Origin of the sequence: Variovorax paradoxus (genome assembly GCA_016806145.1) — a bacterium.
Taxonomy (GTDB): Bacteria; Pseudomonadota; Gammaproteobacteria; order Burkholderiales; family Burkholderiaceae_C; genus Variovorax.
In genome coordinates this window covers 5,894,846-5,913,427 of sequence record CP063166.1, presented here as the reverse complement: position 1 = coordinate 5,913,427, position 18,582 = coordinate 5,894,846, and the positions used below count along the sequence as shown (strand labels likewise).

Below are 18,582 nucleotides of genomic sequence, written 5' to 3'. Positions count from 1 at the left end.
GGGGAGCGTCAGGCCAGCCGGCGATCGGCGCGGCGCTGGCGCAGGGTGTCGATGATCACCGCAACCACGATCACCGCGCCGGTGATGATGCGCTTGCTCGGCTCGCTGGCGCCGACCTGCGCCAGGCCGGCCTCGAGCACCGCGATGATCAGCACGCCGAAGAAGGTGTTGACCACCGAGCCGCGCCCGCCCATCAGGCTGGTGCCGCCGATCACCACCGCGGCGATCACCTGCAGTTCGATGCCCACGCCCGAGTTCGGGTCGGCCGCCTCGAGGCGCGCCGACTGCATCAGCCCCGCCAGGCCGGCCAAGAGGCCCGTGACCGCGAACACCACGATGCGGATCGGCCGCGGGTCGATGCCCGCGAGGCGCATCGCTTCCTCGTTGGTGCCGATGCCCACCACGTAGCGGCCGAACACGGTGCGCGACAGCACCAGCTGGCCCACGATCACCAGCACCACCGCGAGCACGAAGGCCGCCGAGATGCCGCCGATCCACGGCGCCGCCAGGCCCGAGATGGCATCGCCCACGTACTGGGTGCGCGAGTCGGTCACCAGGTAGGCGCCGCCGCGCACGGCCTCGAGCATGCCGAGCGAGACGATGAAGCTCGGCAGCCGCCAGGCCACCGACACGGCGCCGGTGATCGCGCCGCAGATCAGGCCCGTGGCCAGGCCCAGCAGCGCGGCCAGCGGCACCGGCAGGTGCCATTGCAGGATGGCGGCGGCGGCCACCGCCGCGCTGAGCGCCAGCACCGAGCCCACCGAGAGGTCGATGCCCGCGATGATCAGCACGAAGGTCATGCCCACGGCCATCACGGCCAGCGCGGGGATCTCGTTGGCGATGGTGACGAAGGTCTCGACCGTGAGGAAGTATTCGCTGAGGCTGCCGAACAGCGCGATCATGCCGAGCAGCACCACGGCCAGGCCGATGTAGGTGCCGAGCTGGCCCTTGAGGGAACCGGCGCCGGAGGCGGGGGGAGCGGAAGCGGTGGTGGTCGTCATGGGGCGAAGGAGGATGAGGCTCAGGCGGCGGTCGCGAGAGCGTGAGCGGTGGGGGCTGCGGAGGTGGCGCGGCCGGTGTCGCCGAAGGCCGCGGCCAGGATCGACTGCTGGTCCCAGGCGCCGCGCTCGAACACCGCCACCAGGCGGCCGGCGTGCATCACGCCGATGCGGTCGCACATGGCCATGAGTTCGCGCAGGTCGCTCGACACCATCAGGAGCGCCTTGCCGGCCTCGGCCATGCGGTCGAGCTCGGCATAGAGGTCGGCGCGCGCGCCCACGTCGACGCCGCGCGTCGGCTCGTCGAGCAGCAGCACCTTGCATTCGCGGTGCAGCCAGCGCGCGAACACCACCTTCTGCTGGTTGCCGCCGCTGAGCGTGGCCACGCTCTGCTCCTCGCTGCGCGAGCGGATGCGCAGCGTCTGCACCAGCCGGCGCGCGATGCCGCGCTCGGCGGCCGCGCGCAGCCAGCCCAGGCGCGAGACCGCGCCGAGGTCGCTGAGAGTGGCGTTGACGCGGATCGATTGCGTCATCAGCAGGCCCTGCGACTTGCGGTCCTCGGTGACCAGGCCGATGCCGGCGCGGATCGCTTGCATCGGCGAGCGCCAGCGGCCCGCGGCCGGTTGCTGCGCGCCGGGCCAATGGAGTTCGATCGTGCCGCGCTCGGCCTTGTCGGCGCCGAACAGCAGCCGCACGAGCTCGGTGCGGCCGGAGCCCACGAGCCCGGCGATGCCCATCACCTCGCCCGCGCGCAGTTGCAGGTCGGCGTCGCGCACCGCGCTGCCGCGGCCGATGCCGTGCGCGCTCAGCATCGGCGCGCCGGCCACGCGGCGCGGGCGGCCGTCGTGCTCGTGCACCGCGCGGCCGACCATGCGCTCGACCAGCTCGGATTCGCGCACGCCGGCCATCGGCCGCACGTCGACCAGCCGGCCGTCGCGCAGCACCGCCACGCGGTCGGCGATGCGCTGCAGTTCCTCGAGCCGGTGCGAGACGTAGACGATGCCCACGCCGCGCGCCTTGAGCAGCGCGATCTGCTCGAACAGGTGCTCGGTCTCGCGCGGCGTCAGCATCGCGGTCGGTTCGTCGAGGATCAGCACGCGGGTGTCGTCGAGCAGGTTGCGCGCGATCTCCACCATCTGCTGCTGGCCGATGCCCAGGCGCGAGACCGGCACGGCCGGGTCGATGTGCGAGAGGCCGATCTTGGCCAGCTGCAGCCGCGCGGCCGCATGCAGCTCGGCGCGCTGCAGCCAGCCCATGCGCTGCGGCAGCCGGTCGAGCAGCAGGTTCTCGGCCACCGTGAGCGTGGGCACCAGCCCGAGCTCCTGCATCACCATGCGCACGCCGTGCGCCTCGGCGTCGCGGCGCGAGCCCGGCTGGAACGGCGCGCCGCCCAGCAGCATCGTGCCGCGCGTCGGCGTGACGAGGCCGCAGACGATCTTGGAGAGGGTGCTCTTGCCGGCACCGTTCTCTCCGGTCAGCGCGAGCACCTCGCCGGCCTCCAGCGTGAGGCTCACGCCGTCGAGCACCGGCGCGGCGTAGTCCTTGCCGATGTCGTGGAGCGCGAAGAGCGGCGTGGCGGGTGTTGCGGACATGGGCGCCGGCAAGGGTGGTCTCTCGAGGTGTGTGACAGCGGTGGAAGCGGCGCGGTGCTTACTTCTTCGAATCCTTGGTCACCAGCACCACGTCGGTCTTGATCTCGGCCGGCATGTCGGCCTGGCTCTTCTTGTCGGCGATCGCCTTCAGCGCGGTCTCGATGCCGAACACGGCCTGCTTGTCGGCGAACTGGTCGGCCGTGGCGAGCACGCGGCCGTCGGCCAGCATCGGCTTGATGGCGCCGATGTTGTCGTAGCCCACCACCTGCACCTTGCCGGCCTTGCCCGCGGCCTTCACGGCGGCCACCGCGCCCAGCGCCATGCTGTCGTTGCCGGCCAGCAGGGCCTTGAGGTCGGGGTTCTCGCGCATCATGCCGGCGGCCACCGTGTTGCCCTTGTCGATTTCCCACTGGCCCGACTGCACGCCCGCGACGTTGATGCCGGCGGCCTTCATCGCGTCCTGGTAGCCGAGGGTGCGCTGCTGCGCATTGAAGGTGGTCGACACGCCTTCGATGATCCCGACCTTGTCGCCCGACTTCAGGCTCTTGGCGAGGTAGTCGCCCACCAGCTTGGCGCCGGCGCGGTTGTCGGGGCCGACGAAGGGCACCTGGATGTTCTTCTCCTTCAGCGCGGCCGCGTCGAGGCGGTTGTCGATGTTGACCACCAGGATGCCCTTGTCGATGGCGGCCTTGACCACCGGCACCAGCGCCTTCGAATCGGCCGGCGCGATCACCAGCGCATTGACCTTCTGCGCCACCATCTGCTCGACCATCTTGATCTGCGCGGCGGTGTCGGTCTCGTCCTTGATGCCGTTGGTCACCAGCGTGTATTTGCCCGAATTCGCCTTCTGGTGCGCCTTGGCCCCGTCTTCCATGGTGCGGAAGAACTCGTTGGCCAGCGACTTCATCACCAGCGCGACCTTGGGCTTGTCCTGCGCGAACGCCGGCGTGGCGGCGAAGGTGCCCAGCAGGGCGAGGGCGGCGGCGGTCTGCACGGTGCGGCGGGTGAACTTCATGGTGCGTGTCTCCTGAGGTGTGTTGGAACGAACGATGACCGATCTGGCGGCCCGGCGCCGATGGTAATGGACGAAAACGTTTGCGCAAACGTTTGCTTATCGGGTTTTCATCGGGTTTTACCCTGACCCGCCGGCCCGGTTTGGCGCCCGGCGCAAACCGCCGCTCGGGCCGCCTCGCCTAAAATCGCCGGTTCACCTGAGGACCCCCCATGAGCTTGAAGTGCGGCATCGTCGGCCTGCCCAACGTCGGTAAATCCACCCTTTTCAATGCGCTGACCAAGGCCGGCATCGCAGCGGAAAACTATCCCTTCTGCACCATCGAGCCCAACGTGGGCATCGTCGAGGTGCCCGATCCGCGGCTCGCCCAGCTCGCCGACATCGTCAAGCCCGAGCGCGTGGTGCCCGCCATCGTCGAGTTCGTGGACATCGCGGGCCTCGTGGCGGGCGCCAGCACCGGCGAAGGCCTGGGCAACAAGTTCCTGGCCCACATCCGCGAGACCGACGCCACGGTGAACGTGGTGCGCTGCTTCGACGACGACAACGTGGTGCACGTGGCCGGCAAGGTCGATCCGATCTCCGACATCGAGGTGATCCAGACCGAGCTGTGCCTGGCCGACCTGTCGACGGTCGAGAAGGCGCTGCAGCGCCACACCAAGGTGGCCCGCTCGGGCGACAAGGAGGCGCAGAAGCTGGTCGGCCTGCTCGAGCGCTGCCAGGCCGCGCTCAACGAGAACAAGCCCGTGCGCGCGCTCGAGTTCACCAAGGAAGAGCAGCCGCTGGTCAAGAGCTTCACGCTGATCACCGCCAAGCCCGCGATGTTCGTGGGCAACGTGGCGGAAGACGGCTTCGAGAACAACCCCTACCTCGACCGCCTGCGCGAGTACGCCGCCAAGCAGAACGCGCCCGTGGTGGCGATCTGCGCCAAGATCGAGGCCGACCTGTCCGAGATGGACGACGAGGACAAGAAGATGTTCCTGGCCGAGATCGGCCAGGACGAGCCGGGCCTCAACCGCCTGATCCGCGCCGCCTTCAAGCTGCTGGGCCTGCAGACCTACTTCACCGCCGGTGTGAAGGAAGTGCGCGCCTGGACCATCCACGTCGGCGACACCGGCCCGCAGGCGGCCGGCGTGATCCACACCGATTTCGAGAAGGGCTACATCCGCGCCCAGACCATCGGCTTCGACGACTACATCGCCTTCAAGGGCGAGCAGGGCGCCAAGGACGCGGGGAAGATGCGTTCCGAAGGCAAGGAATACGTCGTCAAGGATGGCGACGTGATGAATTTCCTGTTCAGCTCCTGAACCTTTCGCGCCCCGCGCGAAGAAAGCGCCGTGATCCGCAGCGTCACGGGTCCGGCGCCCTCCACATCTCTCCCTTCACGCTGGCCAGCCGCGCCGCCTCCCGCTCGCGTCGGCGTGATTTGCTTCTCGGAAATTCGCGCGTCCGCGAATTGAGCGGCAATTCCTGAATTCCCGCGTGTGTATTATCCCGGGCGTTTTTTGGGTTTCCGGGGATGAGTTTCCTGCGAAATCCGACGAATTCTGATTGAAATCGAAGCCAAATAATTCATTGATTTGAATTTTGGTTCGATTCGGAATTTTCGAGGGATGTTCAGGCATCCAGGAATAAAAAAGGGGAGGAAATTCAAATGAACCGGATATTCACGGGCTGGCTTGCCGCATGCCTCATGGTCGCGGGCCTGCGGATCGCCGCCGCGGCGCCATCGGTGTCGGATGCGGCATCCGACGAATTGCTGCGCGTCGCGGCCGACATCCTTCGCAAGGCCGACGCCGACCAGGTGAACGAGCTCTGGGAGTCGGGCTCCAGCGTGCTGAAGAGTCGCATGGGCAAGACCGCCTTCGTGCGGGCCACGCGAAAGGCGCGGCTGTCGATGGGGCCCGTCACCGATCGCGAGTGGTCGAGCGTGACACGGCTCAAGTACCAGGCCGACAACGAATCCGGTTTTCCCGCGGGCCTTTATGCCAATGTCGTGTTCTCCACCCAGCTGGACAGCGGCAGGAAAGCCTCCGAGAGAATCAGCTTCGCGCGCGAGAACAACCGCTGGATCTTCACCGGCTATGCAATAGCGCGGGAGGCGCCGGATACCGCCGCGACGCAGGATGCATCGGCGGCGCCCGCCAAGCCCGCAACCCAACCCGCAACCCAGCCCGCACCCCAACCGGGCGCGCCTGCGGTGCGCCCTGCCGGCACCGCCGAGGTCGAGGCCGCGGTGCAAGCCTGGGCCTCGGCCTGGTCGGCCCGGGACGTGGATCGCTACCTGGCGGCCTATGCGCCGGACTTCACGCCGGCCCGCGGCCAGAGCCGCTTCCGGTGGGAAGAGGAACGCCGCGCCCGCATCACGAGCAAGTCGAGCATCGGCGTCACCCTCGAGGACCTGGTGATCAGTGTCGTTGGCGAGACCGCGAGCGCCCGGTTCCGGCAGAACTACCGCGCGGACGCCTTGCGTGAGGTGAGCCGCAAGACGCTGGAGCTGCAGCGCTCGGGCGGCCAGTGGCTGATCCGCAGGGAAAACACCGGCGGTTGAGCTCGCCGCGGACCGCCATGGCTTCGACTTCCACCGACGAACGCTTCGCCCAGGTCGTGTTCGCCTCGATCCAGGCGGCCGAGAAGCTCATGCGCAGGGACGCAGCGCTGCCTCCGCTGGGCCTCGCGTTCCTGCGCGAGGGCGACGAGTTCCAGCTGGTCAACCCGCACGAAGAGGACCGGGCGAAGAACCTCGATGGCGAGCGGCTCCAGGAGCGCGTGCACGAGCGGCTTCGCGCCATCGTCCGGCAGCGCGACGATGTGGTCGCCGTGTCGACCGTGCTGTACCAGCGCGGACGGGGCCGGATCTATGTCCAGGTCGAACTGCCCGAGGCGGTGATGCAGCCGCTGGTCTTCGCCGTGGCGCGCGTGAATGGCGTGTGGACCGTGTCCGACAGCTGGGAATCGTTCCACCGGCTGATCGCGGCACCCCTCTTCGCGCGCTGAGCCGAGGGCGGCTGCGGGGACTGCGCATCGGCGCGCGGCAGGCTAGACTGCCGCGCCCCGTCGCCCTCGCATCATTCCAACCCCGCCATGCTCACCGTCCACCACCTCAACAACTCGCGTTCGCAGCGCGTGCTCTGGCTGCTCGAAGAACTGGGCCTGCCCTACGAGATCGTCCACTACCAGCGCGATCCGAACACCATGTTGGCGCCCGCTTCGCTGCGCGCGGTGCATCCGCTGGGCAAGTCGCCGGTGGTGACGACCGACGATGGACTCGTGCTCGCGGAATCGGGCGCGATCATCGAGACCGTGATCGAGCGCTATGGCCAGGGCCGCCTCGCGCCCGCGCCGCTCACGCCCGAGGCGCTGCGCTACCGCTACTGGCTGCACTTCGCCGAGGGCACGGCGATGTCGCCGCTGTTGCTCAAGCTGGTATTCGACCGCATCGAGAGCAGCAAGATGCCCTTCTTCGCCAAGCCGGTGGCCAAGGCCATCGCCGCCAAGGCCAAGTCGGCGTTCATCCTGCCGAACATCGCGAGCCACCTGAACTACATGGAAGCCGAACTCGGCAAGAGCGAATGGTTCGCGGGCGATGCGTTCAGCGGCGCCGACATCCAGATGAGCTTCGTGGTCGAGGCCGCGCATGCGCGCGGCGGGCTCGATGCGAAGCGGCCGAAGCTCATGGCCTGGCTCGCGCGCATCCATGCGCGACCCGCCTACCAGCAGGCACTCGCGCGCGGCGGCCCGTACGAACTGCTGAACTGAAGCCGTCCGTTCAGGACGGAAAGATGTAGAGCAGCGCCACCGTCATCGTGACGTAGCGCAGGAACTTGCCGATCGCCATGTAGGCCAGGCAGGGCCAGAACGGCAGCCGCAGCCAGCCCGCGACCGCGCACAGCGGATCGCCGACCAGCGGCAGCCAGCTCAGCAGGCAGGCCTTCGGGCCGAGCCGCTCGAGCCAGCCGAGCACGCGCACGTGGTGCTTCGAGTGCGAGTACTTGTCGGCCACCTTGTGCGCGCCGTAGCCCATCCACCAGTCGACCGCGCCGCCCAGCGTGTTGCCCACGGTCGCGACTGCGATCGCGGGCCAGAACAGCTCGGGGTTGAGCTTGAGCAGGCCGAACAGCACGGGCTCCGAACCCACGGGCAGCAGCGTCGCCGAGATGAAGGCGGCGATGAACAGCGTGGAGAGGCCGTATTGCGGCAGCGCGAGAAGCGCGAGGAGTGCGTCGAGCCAGGCTTGCATAAGGTCGGCGCAGTATAGGCAGCGGATCCGAGAGGGCCAGGTCGGAGGAGGCGCCGCCGCGCATGGGATTTCCACCCGTGTTTACACCCGTCGCGGCGACGCGAATCGGCGCAAATCGTTTCAGTCACTGAAATGGCAGGTGGCTACAATCGTGCCTCATTTTTCAGCAGCCGACGCGCACAGCCTTCCCCCGCCATGACCCTGCAGATCGGCAACCACACGCTGGAGAACCGCCTGTTCGTCGCGCCCATGGCCGGCGTGACGGACCGGCCCTTCCGCATGCTGTGCCGCGCGCTCGGCGCGGGCTACGCGGTCAGCGAGATGGTGACCTCGCGCAAGGACCTCTGGAATTCGCTCAAGACCTCGCGCCGTGCCAACCACGACGGCGAGCCGGGTCCCATCTCGGTGCAGATCGCGGGCACCGATGCGGCCATGATGGCCGAGGCTGCGGTCTACAACATCGAGCGCGGCGCGCAGATCATCGACATCAACATGGGTTGCCCGGCTAAGAAGGTCTGCAACAAGTGGGCCGGTTCGGCGCTGATGCGCGACGAGCCGCTGGCGCTCGAGATCGTGAGCGCGGTGGTCGATGCCGCGCAGCCGCACGGCGTGCCGGTCACGCTCAAGATGCGCACCGGCTGGAGCATGGAGCACCGCAATGCGGTGAAGCTCGCGCGCGATTTCGAATCGGCCGGCGTGCAGATGCTCACCGTGCACGGCCGCACGCGCGAGCAGGGCTATAAGGGCCACGCCGAGTACGACACCATCGCCGCCGTGAAGGCCGCGGTGCGCGTGCCGGTGGTGGCCAACGGCGACGTGCGTTCGCCCGAGAAGGCACGCGAGGTGCTCGCGGCCACCGGCGCAGACGCGGTGATGATCGGCCGCGCCGCGCAGGGGCGGCCGTGGATCTTCCGCGAGATCGCCCACTTCCTCGACACCGGCACGCACCTCGCGCCGCCGCTGGTGGCCGAGGTGCGCCGGCTGCTGCTCGACCACCTGGTGGAGCACTACGCGCTGTACGGCGACTACAGCGGCGTGCGCACCGCGCGCAAGCACATCGGCTGGTACGTGCGCGCGCTGCCCGGCGGCGAGGAATTCCGTTCGCGCATGAACGCCATCGAGGACTGCGAGGCGCAGCTGCGCGCGGTCGGCGAGTATTTCGACGGGCTCGCGGACCAGATGGACCGCATCCCGCAGCACCAGGCGGCCGAAGAGCTGTCCGGCGAAGAGGAGGCGGCCTGCGCCGCCGATTGAGAGAAGAAGAGAAGAAAAGCATGAGCAAGAAACACATCGAGGACTGCGTGCGCGCCAGTCTGGAGAGCTACTTTCGCGACCTGCGCGGCACCGAACCCGACGGCATGTACGACATGCTCGTGCGCGTGGTCGAGAAGCCGCTGCTCGATGTCGTGATGACGCGTGCCGAGGGCAACCAGTCGAAGGCCGCCCAATGGCTGGGCCTGAACCGCAACACGCTGCGCAAGAAGCTGGTCGAACACAAACTTTTGAAATGAACGAGAACGCACGGCGTAACGACACCATGGCCAAGACCGCACTGATTTCCGTCTCCGACAAGACCGGCATCCTCGAATTCGCGCAGGCGCTGCATGCACTGGGCATCAAGCTGCTGTCCACCGGCGGCACCGCCAAGCTGCTGGCCGACGCCGGCCTGCCGGTGACCGAGGTGGCCGACCACACCGGCTTCCCCGAGATGCTCGACGGCCGCGTGAAGACGCTGCATCCCAAGATCCACGGCGGCCTGCTCGCGCGGCGCGACCTGCCGGCGCACGTGGCGGCCATCGAGCAGCATGGCATCGACACCATCGACCTGCTGATCGTCAACCTCTACCCGTTCGAGGCCACCGTGGCCAAGCCCGGCTGCTCGCTCGAGGACGCGATCGAGAACATCGACATCGGCGGCCCGGCCATGGTGCGCAGCGCCGCCAAGAACTGGAAGGACGTGGGCGTGCTGACCGACGCCTCGCAGTACGCGGTGGCACTGGCCGAACTCAAGGCCGACGGCAAGCTCAGCGACAAGACCAAGTTCGCGTTCTCGGTGGCCGCCTTCAACCGCATCGCGGACTACGACGGCGCGATCAGCGACTACCTCTCGGCGATCGACTTCGAGACCAGCCAGGGGCAGTCGTCGCCCACGCGCTCGCTGTTCCCGGCGCAGAGCAACGGCCGCTTCGTGAAGGTGCAGGACCTGCGCTACGGCGAGAACCCGCACCAGCAGGCCGCGTTCTACCGCGACCTGCATCCGGCGCCCGGTTCGCTGGTGTCGGCCAGGCAGCTGCAGGGCAAGGAGCTGAGCTACAACAACATCGCCGACGCCGATGCGGCGTGGGAATGCGTGAAGAGCTTCGACGTGCCGGCCTGCGTGATCGTGAAGCACGCCAACCCCTGCGGCGTGGCGATCGGCAAGGACGCGGCCGAGGCCTATGCCAAGGCCTTCAAGACCGACCCGACCTCGGCCTTCGGCGGCATCATCGCCTTCAACCGCACCGTCGACGCCGCCACCGCGCAGGCCGTGGCCAAGCAGTTCGTCGAAGTGCTGATGGCCCCGGGCTACACGCACGAGGCGCTCGAGGTGTTCCAGGCCAGCAAGGCCAAGCTCAACGTGCGCGTGCTCGAGATCGCGCTGCCGCCGGGCGGCGCCACCGACTGGGACAACGGCCGCAACGCGATGGACGTGAAGCGCGTCGGCTCGGGCCTGCTGATCCAGACCGCCGACAACCACGAGCTCGCGCTGTCCGACCTCAAGGTCGTGAGCAAGAAGCAGCCCACGCCGCAGCAGCTGCAGGACCTGCTGTTCGCCTGGAAGGTCGCCAAGTACGTGAAGAGCAACGCGATCGTCTTCTGCGCCGACGGCATGACGATGGGCGTGGGCGCGGGCCAGATGAGCCGTCTCGACTCGGCGCGCATCGCGAGCATCAAGGCCGAGCATGCGGGCCTGTCGCTGCAGGGCACGGCGGTGGCGAGCGACGCCTTCTTCCCGTTCCGCGACGGTCTCGACGTGGTGGTCGACGCGGGCGCGGGCTGCGTGATCCAGCCGGGCGGCTCGATGCGCGACCAGGAGGTGATCGACGCGGCCGACGAGCGCGGCGTGGTGATGGTGCTCTCGGGCGTGCGTCATTTCCGGCACTGAGCCGGGCACGGTTCGAAAAGCAAAGGCGGCCTCGGCCGCCTTTTTTCATGGGCCTCGGCGGCCGACTACTCGAAGCGGTACTTGAGCTGGAAGCTCAGCGCGCCATAGAGCCGGTTCTTGACCGTCGGCACGTAGGCGATGTTGAGGCCCCAGTTCTTGCCCTCGATCGCCGCGGTGGGGATCAGCGCCGGGAACCAGTTGCCGTTGCGGTAGTTGGGGTAGCCGTCGAAGCCGCCGACCACGGCGCCGAAGCGCATGCCGTGGAATTCGAAGGGCAGCACGTAGAGGCCGAGGTAGTGCGACTGGCGCCGGTCGCTGTTGTGGAAGGTGCCGAGCGTGACGCGGTAGACGTCGTTGAGCGGGTACTCGAAGCCCAGGCCGGGGTTCTTGTTCTCGAGGCCCTTGTCGCGGTCGAAGTGGGCCGAGTAGAAGCCGAGGTTGATCCAGGTCTTCTGGATCTCGAAGGGCTGGTCGAAGGTCGGCAGCGTGAAGTCCACCGACTGCGCGAGCGCCGGACCACAGACGAGAAGGGCGGCACTCAGGACCGGCAGCAGGCGCAGGGATTTCATGGCTGGATGTTCTGGAGATCTCGTGCGGCTCGAGGCTGGCCGCGATGTCTTCTTCCCTGGTGTCGTCGCGCTCCGCGAAGCGCGGGCGCAATATACACGCCGCCGCTGTCATCGCCGTGGCACCTGCGTGCGTGCCGCCGCTCAGGCCGGCCGCGCCAGGTACTTGCGAAACAGCTCGGCCAGCCGCAGCGCGGCCAGCGACAGCGGCTTGCCGCGTGGCGAGACGATGCCCAGCTCGAGCGGCGGCACCGGCATCGCGAGCGGCACGCGCTCCACGAGCGCGTCATAGGGCGGCATCGTGAGCATGCCCGCCGGGCCGACCATCAGCGCGTCGCTGCGCGTCAGGAGGCCCCAGCTCACGCCGAAGGAGGCGACCTCGATGCGGTGCTCGGGCAGCGGCAGCCCCTGCGCGGCGTATTGCTCGAGCAGGAAGCTGTGCTGGCTGCCCGGTGCCAGGTGCATCAGCCATTCGGCGCCCGCGATCTCCTCCCAGCGCGTGGCGTGGCGCAGCGGATGGCCGCGCCGGCACAGCACGGCCATCTCGATCATGTCGAGCCGTTCGAACGCGAAGTCGGCATCGAGGGCCGAGGCCACCGGGCCCGCCACCGCGAAGTCGACCGCGCCCTCGCGCAGCAGCGGCAGAACCTGCGGGATCAGGCCGTCGAACAGCTTGAGCTGCGCGTGCGGCATGGCCTTGCGGAAGGCGCGCACCACCTCGGGCAGCACGCCGAGGAACACCATCGGCGTGACCGCCACCGCCACGCGGCCGTGCTGGCTCCCCTGCAGGATGCGGATGTCCTGGCGCGCGAGCTCGAGCTGCTGGTGCGCGAGCCGCGCGCGCACCGTGAGCTGGCGCCCGGACTCGGTGAACTCGATGCCGCGCGAGCTGCGCAGCACCAGCTGCGCGTCGACCTCGGCCTCGAGCTCGCGGATCGCCTTGGTCACAGCGGCCTGGCTCAGGTGCAGGCTGCGCGCGGCGGCGCGGATGTTGCCGGTGTCGGCCAGCCGCAGCCAGGCCTTGAGCTGGTGATCCTTCATGCGGCCGATTCTGCCGCGCGGCCCGGCGCGGGAATCTACCGACAAACGCAGGTTGTCATCGCGACAAGCGATTGTCTTTTGCGGCGCGGGCCCGGTTCCTAGACTTCGGCCACCAGCCGGCTCGTGGTGAACGGCGGGATTCCCCAAGAGGAGATGCTTCGTGCCTGCATTGCTGTCATTCGCATGGACCCGCCGCGCCGCGGTGGCCGCCCTGGCCGCCCTGGCCACCGCCGCGCTGGCTGCTTCGGCCCCGTACCCCGAGCGCCCGGTGAGATTCATCGTGCCCTATGCCGCCGGCTCCGGCGTCGACGTGGCGATGCGGCCGGTGGCCGACGCGATGGCGCGCGAGCTGGGGCAGGCCATGATCGTCGACAACCGGCCCAGCGCGGGCGGCATCGTCGGCACCCAGGCCCTGGTGAGCTCGGCGAACGACGGCTACACGGTCGGCTACGGCAACCTCGTGACCCTGAGCATCAATCCGGCCTTCTTCTCGAAGCTGTCGTACGTGCCCGAGAAGGACCTGGTGCCGGTCGGCCTGATCTCGAGCAACGCCTACGTGCTGATCGTGCGCAAGGACCTGCCGGTGCGCAGCCTGCAGGAGCTGGTCGCCTATGGCCGCGAGCACCCGGGCAAGCTCTCGGTCGGCACGCCCGGCATCGGCAGCGCGGGCCACCTGACCGGCGAACTGCTGAAGACCGAGACCGGGCTCACGATGGTGCAGGTGCCCTACAAGACCGGCACCCAGGCGGTCGCCGACATGGTCAACGGCCAGCTCGACGTGACCATCGAGAACATCTCGGCGGTGCTGCCCTTCGTGCAGCAGGGCCGGGTCAAGGCGATCGCCGTGACCAGCGCGAAGCGCGCCGCGGTGCTGCCCGAGGTGCCGACCGTGGCCGAGAGCGGCGTGCCGGGATTCGAGGTGGTGGCCTGGGGCGCGCTGATGGCGCCCGCGGGCACCTCGCGCAAGACCGTCGACCGGCTCAACACCGCGCTGCGCGCCGCGCTGGCCGACCCGGCCGTGGTGCGCGCCAATGCCGCGCTGTCGATCGAGGCGCTGCCCTCGAGCCCCGAGGAACTCAGCGCGCTGATGCAGCGCGAGAAGCCGCGCTGGGCCGAGGCGGTGCGGCGCGCGGGCGTCAAGGGCGACTGATCCATCCATCTTTTTCGAGGAGACAAGCCATGCAACCCTGGCAACTGGAGGCCGCCGAACTCGCGCGGCGCATCGCGGCGCGCGAGCTCTCGTGCGTGGAGGCGGTACGCAGCAGCCTGGAACGGCTCGAGGCCGTCAATCCGCGCCTCAATGCCGTGGTCGACGGCGGCGCCGAGGAAGCGCTGCAGGCCGCGCGCCAGGCCGACGCGGCGCTGGCCGGCGGCGAGGCGACCGGGCCGCTGCACGGCGTGCCGGTCACGATCAAGGTCAACGTCGACCAGCGCGGGCATGCCACCACCAACGGCGTGGCGGCCTACCGCAAGGTCGTGGCCGCCGAGGACAGCCCGGTGGTCGCGAACCTGCGGCGCGCGGGCGCGATTCCGATCGGCCGCACCAACACGCCCGCGTTCTCGATGCGCTGGTTCACCGACAACGCGGCCCACGGGCGCACCCTCAATCCGCACGATGCGGCGCTGACGCCCGGCGGCTCGAGCGGCGGCGCGGCGGCCGCGGTCGCGGTCGGCATCGGCGCCATCGCGCATGGCAACGACCAGGGCGGCTCGATCCGCTATCCGGCCTATGCCTGCGGCGTCTACGGCCTGCGCCCGAGCTTCGGCCGCGTGCCGGCCTTCAACCCGTCGGGCACCGGCGAGCGGCCGCCGGTGGTGCAGCTCAGCTCGGTCCAGGGGCCGCTGGCGCGCAGCGTGCGCGACCTGCGGCTGGCCTTCGCCGCGATGGCCGCGCGCGACGCGCGCGACCCGTGGTGGGTGCCCGCGCCGCTCGAGGGCGCGCCGCCGGCCGGCCCGCTGCGCGTGGCGCTGTGCACCGCGCTGCCTGGCTACGCCTGCGATCCCGAGGTGGCCGATGCCCTGCAGCGCGCCGCGCGCGGGCTCGAGGGCGCGGGCTACCGCGTCGAGCCGGTGGAGCCGCCGCGGCTGCGCGAGGCGGCCGAGCTGTGGCTGGCGCTGACCATGGCCGACAGCCGGCTGCTGGTGGAACCGGCGCTGCTGCGCGACGGCGACCAGACCATCCGCCAGGCCTACCGCGCGATGGACGCGCATGCGCCGTCGTTCGACACCGAGGCCTACATGCGCGCGCTGGCCGCGCGCACGGGGCTGATGCGCGAGTGGGCGCTGTTCCTGCAGCGCCATCCGCTGCTGCTGATGCCGGTGTCGTGGCGCCATCCGTTCCCGGTCGATGCCGACCAGCGCGGCGCGGACGCGATGCGCGACTTGCTCGATGCGCAGAGCCCGCTGCTGGCGACCGCGATCCTGGGCCTGCCGGGGTTGTCGGTGCCGATGGGGCTGCGCCGCGGGCTGCCCACGGGCGTGCAGCTCGTGAGCGACCGCTTCCGCGAGGACCTGTGCCTCGCGGCGGCCGAGGTGCTCGAGACCGAGGCCGGGCCGGTGATGCCCATCGACCCGGCCTGAGTCTCCCGCTCAGCGCTTGCTGAAGATCTCGCGCGCCGCCTCGACGGTGGCCGCGATGTCCGCGTCGCTGTGCGCGGCGCTCACGAAGCCGGCTTCGTAGAGCGCGGGCGCGATGTACACGCCGCGCTCGAGCAGGCCGTGGAACAGCGCGTTGAACTGCGCGTTGTCGGTGGTCATCACCTTGGCGTAGTTCTGCGGCAGCTCGTTCATCAGGAAGAAGCCGAACATGCCGCCCTCGCTGTCGGCGCTGAAGGGCTGGCCCTCGGCGGCGGCCGCGGCCTTCAGGCCATCGACCAGCGCGCGGGTCTTGCGGCCCAGCGCCTCGTAGAAACCGGGCCTGGCGATCTCCTTGAGCGTGGCCAGGCCGCAGGCCGTGGCCACCGGGTTGCCCGAGAGCGTGCCGGCCTGGTAGACCGGCCCCAGCGGCGCGAGCTGTTCCATGATGGCGCGCGGTCCGCCGAAGGCCGCCAGCGGCATGCCGCCGCCGATGACCTTGCCGAGCACCGTGAGGTCGGGCCGGATGCCCAGCACGCCCTGCGCGCCATGCAGGCCGACGCGAAAGCCCGTCATCACCTCGTCGAAGATCAGGAGCGCGCCATGCTGCGTGCACAGCGCGCGGCAGCGCTGCGCGAACTCGGGCGTGGCGCGCACGAAGTTCATATTGCCGGCGATGGCCTCGATCATCAGGCAGGCGATGTCGTTGCCGTGCAGCGCGAAGGCCTCCTCGAGCTGCTGCAGGTTGTTGTACTCGAGCACCAGCGTGTGCTGCACCACTTCGGGCGGCACGCCGGCCGAGGTCGGGTTGCCGAAGGTGGCGAGGCCCGAGCCGGCCTTGACCAGCAGCGCGTCGGCATGGCCGTGGTAGCAGCCCTCGAACTTGACGATGGTCTTGCGCCCGGTGGCGCCGCGCGCCAGCCGCAGCGCGCTCATCGCGGCCTCGGTGCCCGAGCTCACGAGGCGCACCATCTCCATCGACGGCACCAGCGCGAGGATGGCCTCGGCCAGCTCGATCTCGCGCTCGGTCGGCGCGCCGTACGAGAAGCCCTCGAGCACGGCCTTCTGCACCGCCTCGACCACCGCCGGGTGGCCGTGGCCCAGGATCATCGGACCCCAGGAGCCGATGTAGTCGATGTAGCGCTTGTCGTTGGCGTCCCAGAAATAGGCGCCCTCGGCGCGCTGGATGAAGCGGGGCGTGCCGCCGACGGCCTTGAAGGCGCGCACGGGCGAGTTCACGCCGCCGGGAATCACGGCGCGGGCGCGCTCGAAGAGGATGTCGTTGCGATCGGAAGTGGGCATCTGGAACGGGGGAAGTGGATCAGTGGCGGGTGTCGTGGGGCGGCAGGGCGAAGTCGGGCACGTCGTCGCCGGGCTCGCCGTCGTCCTCCTCGGGCTCGGGTTCGGCCCAGAACAGGCGGTCGGGCAGCACGTGGCCCATGCCGGGGCGGAAGCCCGCGTCGAGGCAGCGGTCCATGTAGGCCAGCGCCTCGGTGGTGGCGGCCACCAGATCGGTGCCGCTGGCCAGCAGCGCGGCCAGCGCGGCCGACAGGGTGTCGCCGGCGCCCGAGAAGACGGCCTCGAGGCGCTCGTACTTCTCGCTGGTCAGCACCGACTGCGGCGAGGCCAGCACGTTGTCGATGAACTGGTCGGGCAGCACCAGGCCGGTGACCAGGGTGTAGGGCACGCCGAACTCGCCGGCCGCCATCGCGATGTCGCGCGCGCCCGGCGGGCGCTCGCCGCTCCAGTCGGGCAGCAGCCAGCGCCACAGCGTGCTGTGGTTGCCGACCAGCACCGTGGTCTGGGGCAGCACCAGGTCGCGGAAGGCGTCGAGGTAGGCGTCGATCTCGTTCTCGTCCCACCACGAGAGGTTGGGCATGTACGCCACCACGGGCACCTCGGGGTAGTCGGCGGCGGTCTCGGCGATGGTGCTCAGCGCCTCGGGCGTGCCGGCGAAGCCGACCTTGATCAGCTGCACCTCGACGTCCTCGAGGATGGCGCGGGTCTGCTCGGCGATGGCCTCCTCGTCGAACGCGAAGTGGTCGAAGATCTCGGCCGTGTCGCGCGCGTAGGCGCCGGTCACCACCGGCAGCATGTGGGCGCCCACCGACCCCATGGCCAGCCCGTCGCCGGCCAGGCCGCCGGCGCCGCTCGGGTCGCTGGCATTGAACACCAGGACGCAGGGGGGATTCAGGTCCTGATCCGCCAAGGCATCGCCGTGGGGCAGGGGATCGTTAAGATCGCCCGGTTTGTCAACGCTGTCTGCTGGATGTAAGTGGAAGGTCATACGCCGGGCGGAATCCGCTGGATGGTGGCATGGGCGCGACGTTTACAGGGCGCCAGTGAGATACGCATAGATACACTCGTTGCATTTAATGAACAAGGACTTTAAGCTCCGATGAATACGAAAACTTGGATGTGCCTGATTTGTGGGTGGATCTATGACGAAGCTGTAGGTGTACCGGAAGACGGGATTGCGGCAGGCACTGCCTGGGCCGACGTCCCGATGAACTGGACCTGCCCCGAGTGCGGTGCGCGCAAGGAAGACTTCGAAATGGTTGAAATCTGAAAAGCATGGCATAGAGCTACGCGATCTGCGCCGGTGTACGGCGCGGCGGGCATCCAAGTCTCATGAGCAGGAGCTTTTGCAATGGGCCCGAATGGATCAGGTTACAAGGTGCTCGTCATCGACGACAGCAACACCATCCGGCGCAGTGCCGAGATTTTTCTGAAGCAGGGTGGTCACGAGGTTCTCCTCGCCGAAGACGGCTTCGACGCGCTCTCCAAGGTTAACGACCACAAGCCGCACCTGATTTTCTGCGACATCCTGATGCCGCGGCTGGACGGCTACCAGACCTGCGCCATCATCAAGCGCAACGCCCATTTCTCCAAGGTCCCGGTCGTGATGCTGTCGTCCAAGGACGGCGTGTTCGACAAGGCGCGCGGCCGCATGGTCGGATCGCAAGACTACCTGACCAAGCCTTTCACCAAAGACCAGCTGCTGCAGGCCGTGCAGCAGTTCGGCAACGTTTCACAGGAAGTGCAGTAAATGCCCATTCGAAAAATCCTCGTCGTCGACGACTCCAAGACTGAACTGGTGTTCCTGTCCGACCTGCTCCACAAGAACGGCTTCGCCGTGAAGACCGCCGAGAACGCCGAGGACGCCATGCGCCGCCTCGAGGAAGACCAGCCCGACCTGATCCTGATGGACGTGGTCATGCCCGGCCAGAACGGCTTCCAGCTCACGCGCGCGATCGCCCGCGACCCGCAGTACGCCGCGATCCCGATCATCCTGTGCACGAGCAAGAACCAGGAAACCGACCGCGTCTGGGGCATGCGCCAGGGCGCGCGCGACTACATCGTCAAGCCGGTGAACGCGCAGGAGCTGATGTCGAAGATCAGCGCGCTGAACTGAGC

General features: G+C 68.9%; 20 protein-coding genes. 12 read left to right on the top strand and 8 right to left on the bottom strand.

Features of this window, described 5'->3' with window-relative positions; all coding sequences use genetic code 11:
• Nucleotides 1-8 precede the first annotated feature (8 nt).
• The 3 genes from INQ48_27685 to INQ48_27675 are packed head-to-tail and all read right to left on the bottom strand — an operon-like array spanning nt 9 to nt 3,605.
• Entirely contained in the window at nt 9-1,001 is a 993-nt protein-coding gene (locus tag INQ48_27685) for an ABC transporter permease (protein QRF57053.1), read from the bottom strand.
• Between the two features lie 20 nt (nt 1,002-1,021).
• Nucleotides 1,022-2,590 (bottom strand): sugar ABC transporter ATP-binding protein, encoded by a 1,569-nt coding sequence (locus INQ48_27680; GenBank protein ID QRF57052.1) that lies wholly within the window; start codon nt 2,588-2,590, stop codon nt 1,022-1,024.
• A gap of 58 nt (nt 2,591-2,648) precedes the next feature.
• On the bottom strand, nt 2,649-3,605 hold the full coding sequence (locus tag INQ48_27675) for a sugar ABC transporter substrate-binding protein (GenBank protein QRF57051.1): 957 nt from the start codon (nt 3,603-3,605) through the stop codon (nt 2,649-2,651).
• A gap of 209 nt (nt 3,606-3,814) precedes the next feature.
• On the opposite strand from INQ48_27675, the gene ychF reads away from it, so the two are divergent.
• From ychF to INQ48_27655, 4 genes are all read left to right on the top strand, one after another.
• Complete coding sequence (ychF, locus tag INQ48_27670) at nt 3,815-4,906, top strand: redox-regulated ATPase YchF (GenBank protein QRF57050.1); 1,092 nt, start codon at nt 3,815-3,817, stop codon at nt 4,904-4,906.
• Nucleotides 4,907-5,595: 689 nt separating this feature from the next.
• On the top strand, nt 5,596-6,150 hold the full coding sequence (locus INQ48_27665; protein QRF60924.1) for a DUF4440 domain-containing protein: 555 nt from the start codon (nt 5,596-5,598) through the stop codon (nt 6,148-6,150).
• A 17-nt stretch (nt 6,151-6,167) separates the two neighbouring features.
• A complete protein-coding gene (locus INQ48_27660; protein ID QRF57049.1) occupies nt 6,168-6,596 on the top strand; it encodes a hypothetical protein in 429 nt (142 codons plus the stop codon).
• Between the two features lie 87 nt (nt 6,597-6,683).
• Nucleotides 6,684-7,358 carry a glutathione S-transferase gene (locus INQ48_27655; protein QRF57048.1) on the top strand — a complete coding sequence of 225 codons (675 nt, stop codon included), beginning with the start codon at nt 6,684-6,686 and terminating at the stop codon, nt 7,356-7,358.
• Nucleotides 7,359-7,368: 10 nt separating this feature from the next.
• Here the strand turns inward: INQ48_27655 and INQ48_27650 are convergent, their stop codons facing one another.
• Entirely contained in the window at nt 7,369-7,839 is a 471-nt protein-coding gene (locus INQ48_27650; GenBank protein QRF57047.1) for a DedA family protein, read from the bottom strand.
• 195 nt (nt 7,840-8,034) lie between these two features.
• On the opposite strand from INQ48_27650, the gene dusB reads away from it, so the two are divergent.
• From dusB to purH, 3 genes are read left to right on the top strand one after another with little or no spacing between them, the layout of a single operon-like run.
• Nucleotides 8,035-9,093 carry a tRNA dihydrouridine synthase DusB gene (gene dusB / locus INQ48_27645; protein ID QRF57046.1) on the top strand — a complete coding sequence of 353 codons (1,059 nt, stop codon included), beginning with the start codon at nt 8,035-8,037 and terminating at the stop codon, nt 9,091-9,093.
• Between the two features lie 20 nt (nt 9,094-9,113).
• Nucleotides 9,114-9,350, top strand: a complete 237-nt coding sequence (locus INQ48_27640) for a Fis family transcriptional regulator (GenBank protein ID QRF57045.1) — start codon at nt 9,114-9,116, stop codon at nt 9,348-9,350.
• Nucleotides 9,351-9,376: 26 nt separating this feature from the next.
• Nucleotides 9,377-10,984 (top strand): bifunctional phosphoribosylaminoimidazolecarboxamide formyltransferase/IMP cyclohydrolase, encoded by a 1,608-nt coding sequence (gene purH / locus INQ48_27635; GenBank protein QRF57044.1) that lies wholly within the window; start codon nt 9,377-9,379, stop codon nt 10,982-10,984.
• Between the two features lie 65 nt (nt 10,985-11,049).
• On the opposite strand, the gene INQ48_27630 is transcribed toward purH, so the two are convergent.
• Together INQ48_27630 and INQ48_27625 are read right to left on the bottom strand one after the other, a co-directional pair.
• Nucleotides 11,050-11,553, bottom strand: a complete 504-nt coding sequence (locus INQ48_27630; GenBank protein QRF57043.1) for a hypothetical protein — start codon at nt 11,551-11,553, stop codon at nt 11,050-11,052.
• A 141-nt stretch (nt 11,554-11,694) separates the two neighbouring features.
• Nucleotides 11,695-12,591 carry a LysR family transcriptional regulator gene (locus INQ48_27625; GenBank protein ID QRF57042.1) on the bottom strand — a complete coding sequence of 299 codons (897 nt, stop codon included), beginning with the start codon at nt 12,589-12,591 and terminating at the stop codon, nt 11,695-11,697.
• Nucleotides 12,592-12,793: 202 nt separating this feature from the next.
• Here INQ48_27625 and INQ48_27620 point away from each other — a divergent pair, with 202 nt between their 5' ends.
• Both INQ48_27620 and INQ48_27615 read left to right on the top strand, forming a co-directional pair.
• Complete coding sequence (locus INQ48_27620; GenBank protein QRF60923.1) at nt 12,794-13,741, top strand: tripartite tricarboxylate transporter substrate binding protein; 948 nt, start codon at nt 12,794-12,796, stop codon at nt 13,739-13,741.
• 29 nt (nt 13,742-13,770) lie between these two features.
• A complete protein-coding gene (locus tag INQ48_27615; protein QRF57041.1) occupies nt 13,771-15,171 on the top strand; it encodes an amidase family protein in 1,401 nt (466 codons plus the stop codon).
• A gap of 9 nt (nt 15,172-15,180) precedes the next feature.
• On the opposite strand, the gene hemL is transcribed toward INQ48_27615, so the two are convergent.
• Together hemL and INQ48_27605 are read right to left on the bottom strand one after the other, a co-directional pair.
• Complete coding sequence (hemL, locus tag INQ48_27610; protein QRF57040.1) at nt 15,181-16,467, bottom strand: glutamate-1-semialdehyde 2,1-aminomutase; 1,287 nt, start codon at nt 16,465-16,467, stop codon at nt 15,181-15,183.
• A 19-nt stretch (nt 16,468-16,486) separates the two neighbouring features.
• Nucleotides 16,487-17,452 (bottom strand): bifunctional hydroxymethylpyrimidine kinase/phosphomethylpyrimidine kinase, encoded by a 966-nt coding sequence (locus tag INQ48_27605; protein ID QRF57039.1) that lies wholly within the window; start codon nt 17,450-17,452, stop codon nt 16,487-16,489.
• 111 nt (nt 17,453-17,563) lie between these two features.
• Here INQ48_27605 and INQ48_27600 point away from each other — a divergent pair, with 111 nt between their 5' ends.
• The 3 genes from INQ48_27600 to INQ48_27590 all read left to right on the top strand — a co-directional run bounded on the left by INQ48_27600 (nt 17,564) and on the right by INQ48_27590 (nt 18,580).
• Nucleotides 17,564-17,734 (top strand): rubredoxin, encoded by a 171-nt coding sequence (locus INQ48_27600; protein QRF57038.1) that lies wholly within the window; start codon nt 17,564-17,566, stop codon nt 17,732-17,734.
• An 81-nt stretch (nt 17,735-17,815) separates the two neighbouring features.
• Nucleotides 17,816-18,214 carry a response regulator gene (locus INQ48_27595; GenBank protein ID QRF57037.1) on the top strand — a complete coding sequence of 133 codons (399 nt, stop codon included), beginning with the start codon at nt 17,816-17,818 and terminating at the stop codon, nt 18,212-18,214.
• Nucleotides 18,215-18,580: a response regulator gene (locus INQ48_27590; GenBank protein ID QRF57036.1), complete on the top strand. Its 366-nt coding sequence runs from the start codon at nt 18,215-18,217 to the stop codon at nt 18,578-18,580. It abuts the gene before it with no gap.
• The last annotated feature ends 2 nt before the right edge of the window (nt 18,581-18,582 follow it).

Coding starts and splice junctions, on each gene's coding strand:
- INQ48_27605 (QRF57039.1), bottom strand. CDS start 17,452: ATGACCTTCCACTTACATCCAGCAGACAGCGTTGACAAACCGGGCGAT.
- INQ48_27615 (QRF57041.1), top strand. CDS start 13,771: ATGCAACCCTGGCAACTGGAGGCCGCCGAACTCGCGCGGCGCATCGCG.
- hemL (QRF57040.1), bottom strand. CDS start 16,467: ATGCCCACTTCCGATCGCAACGACATCCTCTTCGAGCGCGCCCGCGCC.
- INQ48_27625 (QRF57042.1), bottom strand. CDS start 12,591: ATGAAGGATCACCAGCTCAAGGCCTGGCTGCGGCTGGCCGACACCGGC.
- INQ48_27600 (QRF57038.1), top strand. CDS start 17,564: ATGAATACGAAAACTTGGATGTGCCTGATTTGTGGGTGGATCTATGAC.
- INQ48_27685 (QRF57053.1), bottom strand. CDS start 1,001: ATGACGACCACCACCGCTTCCGCTCCCCCCGCCTCCGGCGCCGGTTCC.
- purH (QRF57044.1), top strand. CDS start 9,377: ATGGCCAAGACCGCACTGATTTCCGTCTCCGACAAGACCGGCATCCTC.
- INQ48_27675 (QRF57051.1), bottom strand. CDS start 3,605: ATGAAGTTCACCCGCCGCACCGTGCAGACCGCCGCCGCCCTCGCCCTG.
- INQ48_27650 (QRF57047.1), bottom strand. CDS start 7,839: ATGCAAGCCTGGCTCGACGCACTCCTCGCGCTTCTCGCGCTGCCGCAA.
- INQ48_27640 (QRF57045.1), top strand. CDS start 9,114: ATGAGCAAGAAACACATCGAGGACTGCGTGCGCGCCAGTCTGGAGAGC.
- ychF (QRF57050.1), top strand. CDS start 3,815: ATGAGCTTGAAGTGCGGCATCGTCGGCCTGCCCAACGTCGGTAAATCC.
- INQ48_27660 (QRF57049.1), top strand. CDS start 6,168: ATGGCTTCGACTTCCACCGACGAACGCTTCGCCCAGGTCGTGTTCGCC.
- INQ48_27630 (QRF57043.1), bottom strand. CDS start 11,553: ATGAAATCCCTGCGCCTGCTGCCGGTCCTGAGTGCCGCCCTTCTCGTC.
- INQ48_27680 (QRF57052.1), bottom strand. CDS start 2,590: ATGTCCGCAACACCCGCCACGCCGCTCTTCGCGCTCCACGACATCGGC.
- INQ48_27590 (QRF57036.1), top strand. CDS start 18,215: ATGCCCATTCGAAAAATCCTCGTCGTCGACGACTCCAAGACTGAACTG.
- INQ48_27655 (QRF57048.1), top strand. CDS start 6,684: ATGCTCACCGTCCACCACCTCAACAACTCGCGTTCGCAGCGCGTGCTC.
- INQ48_27595 (QRF57037.1), top strand. CDS start 17,816: ATGGGCCCGAATGGATCAGGTTACAAGGTGCTCGTCATCGACGACAGC.
- dusB (QRF57046.1), top strand. CDS start 8,035: ATGACCCTGCAGATCGGCAACCACACGCTGGAGAACCGCCTGTTCGTC.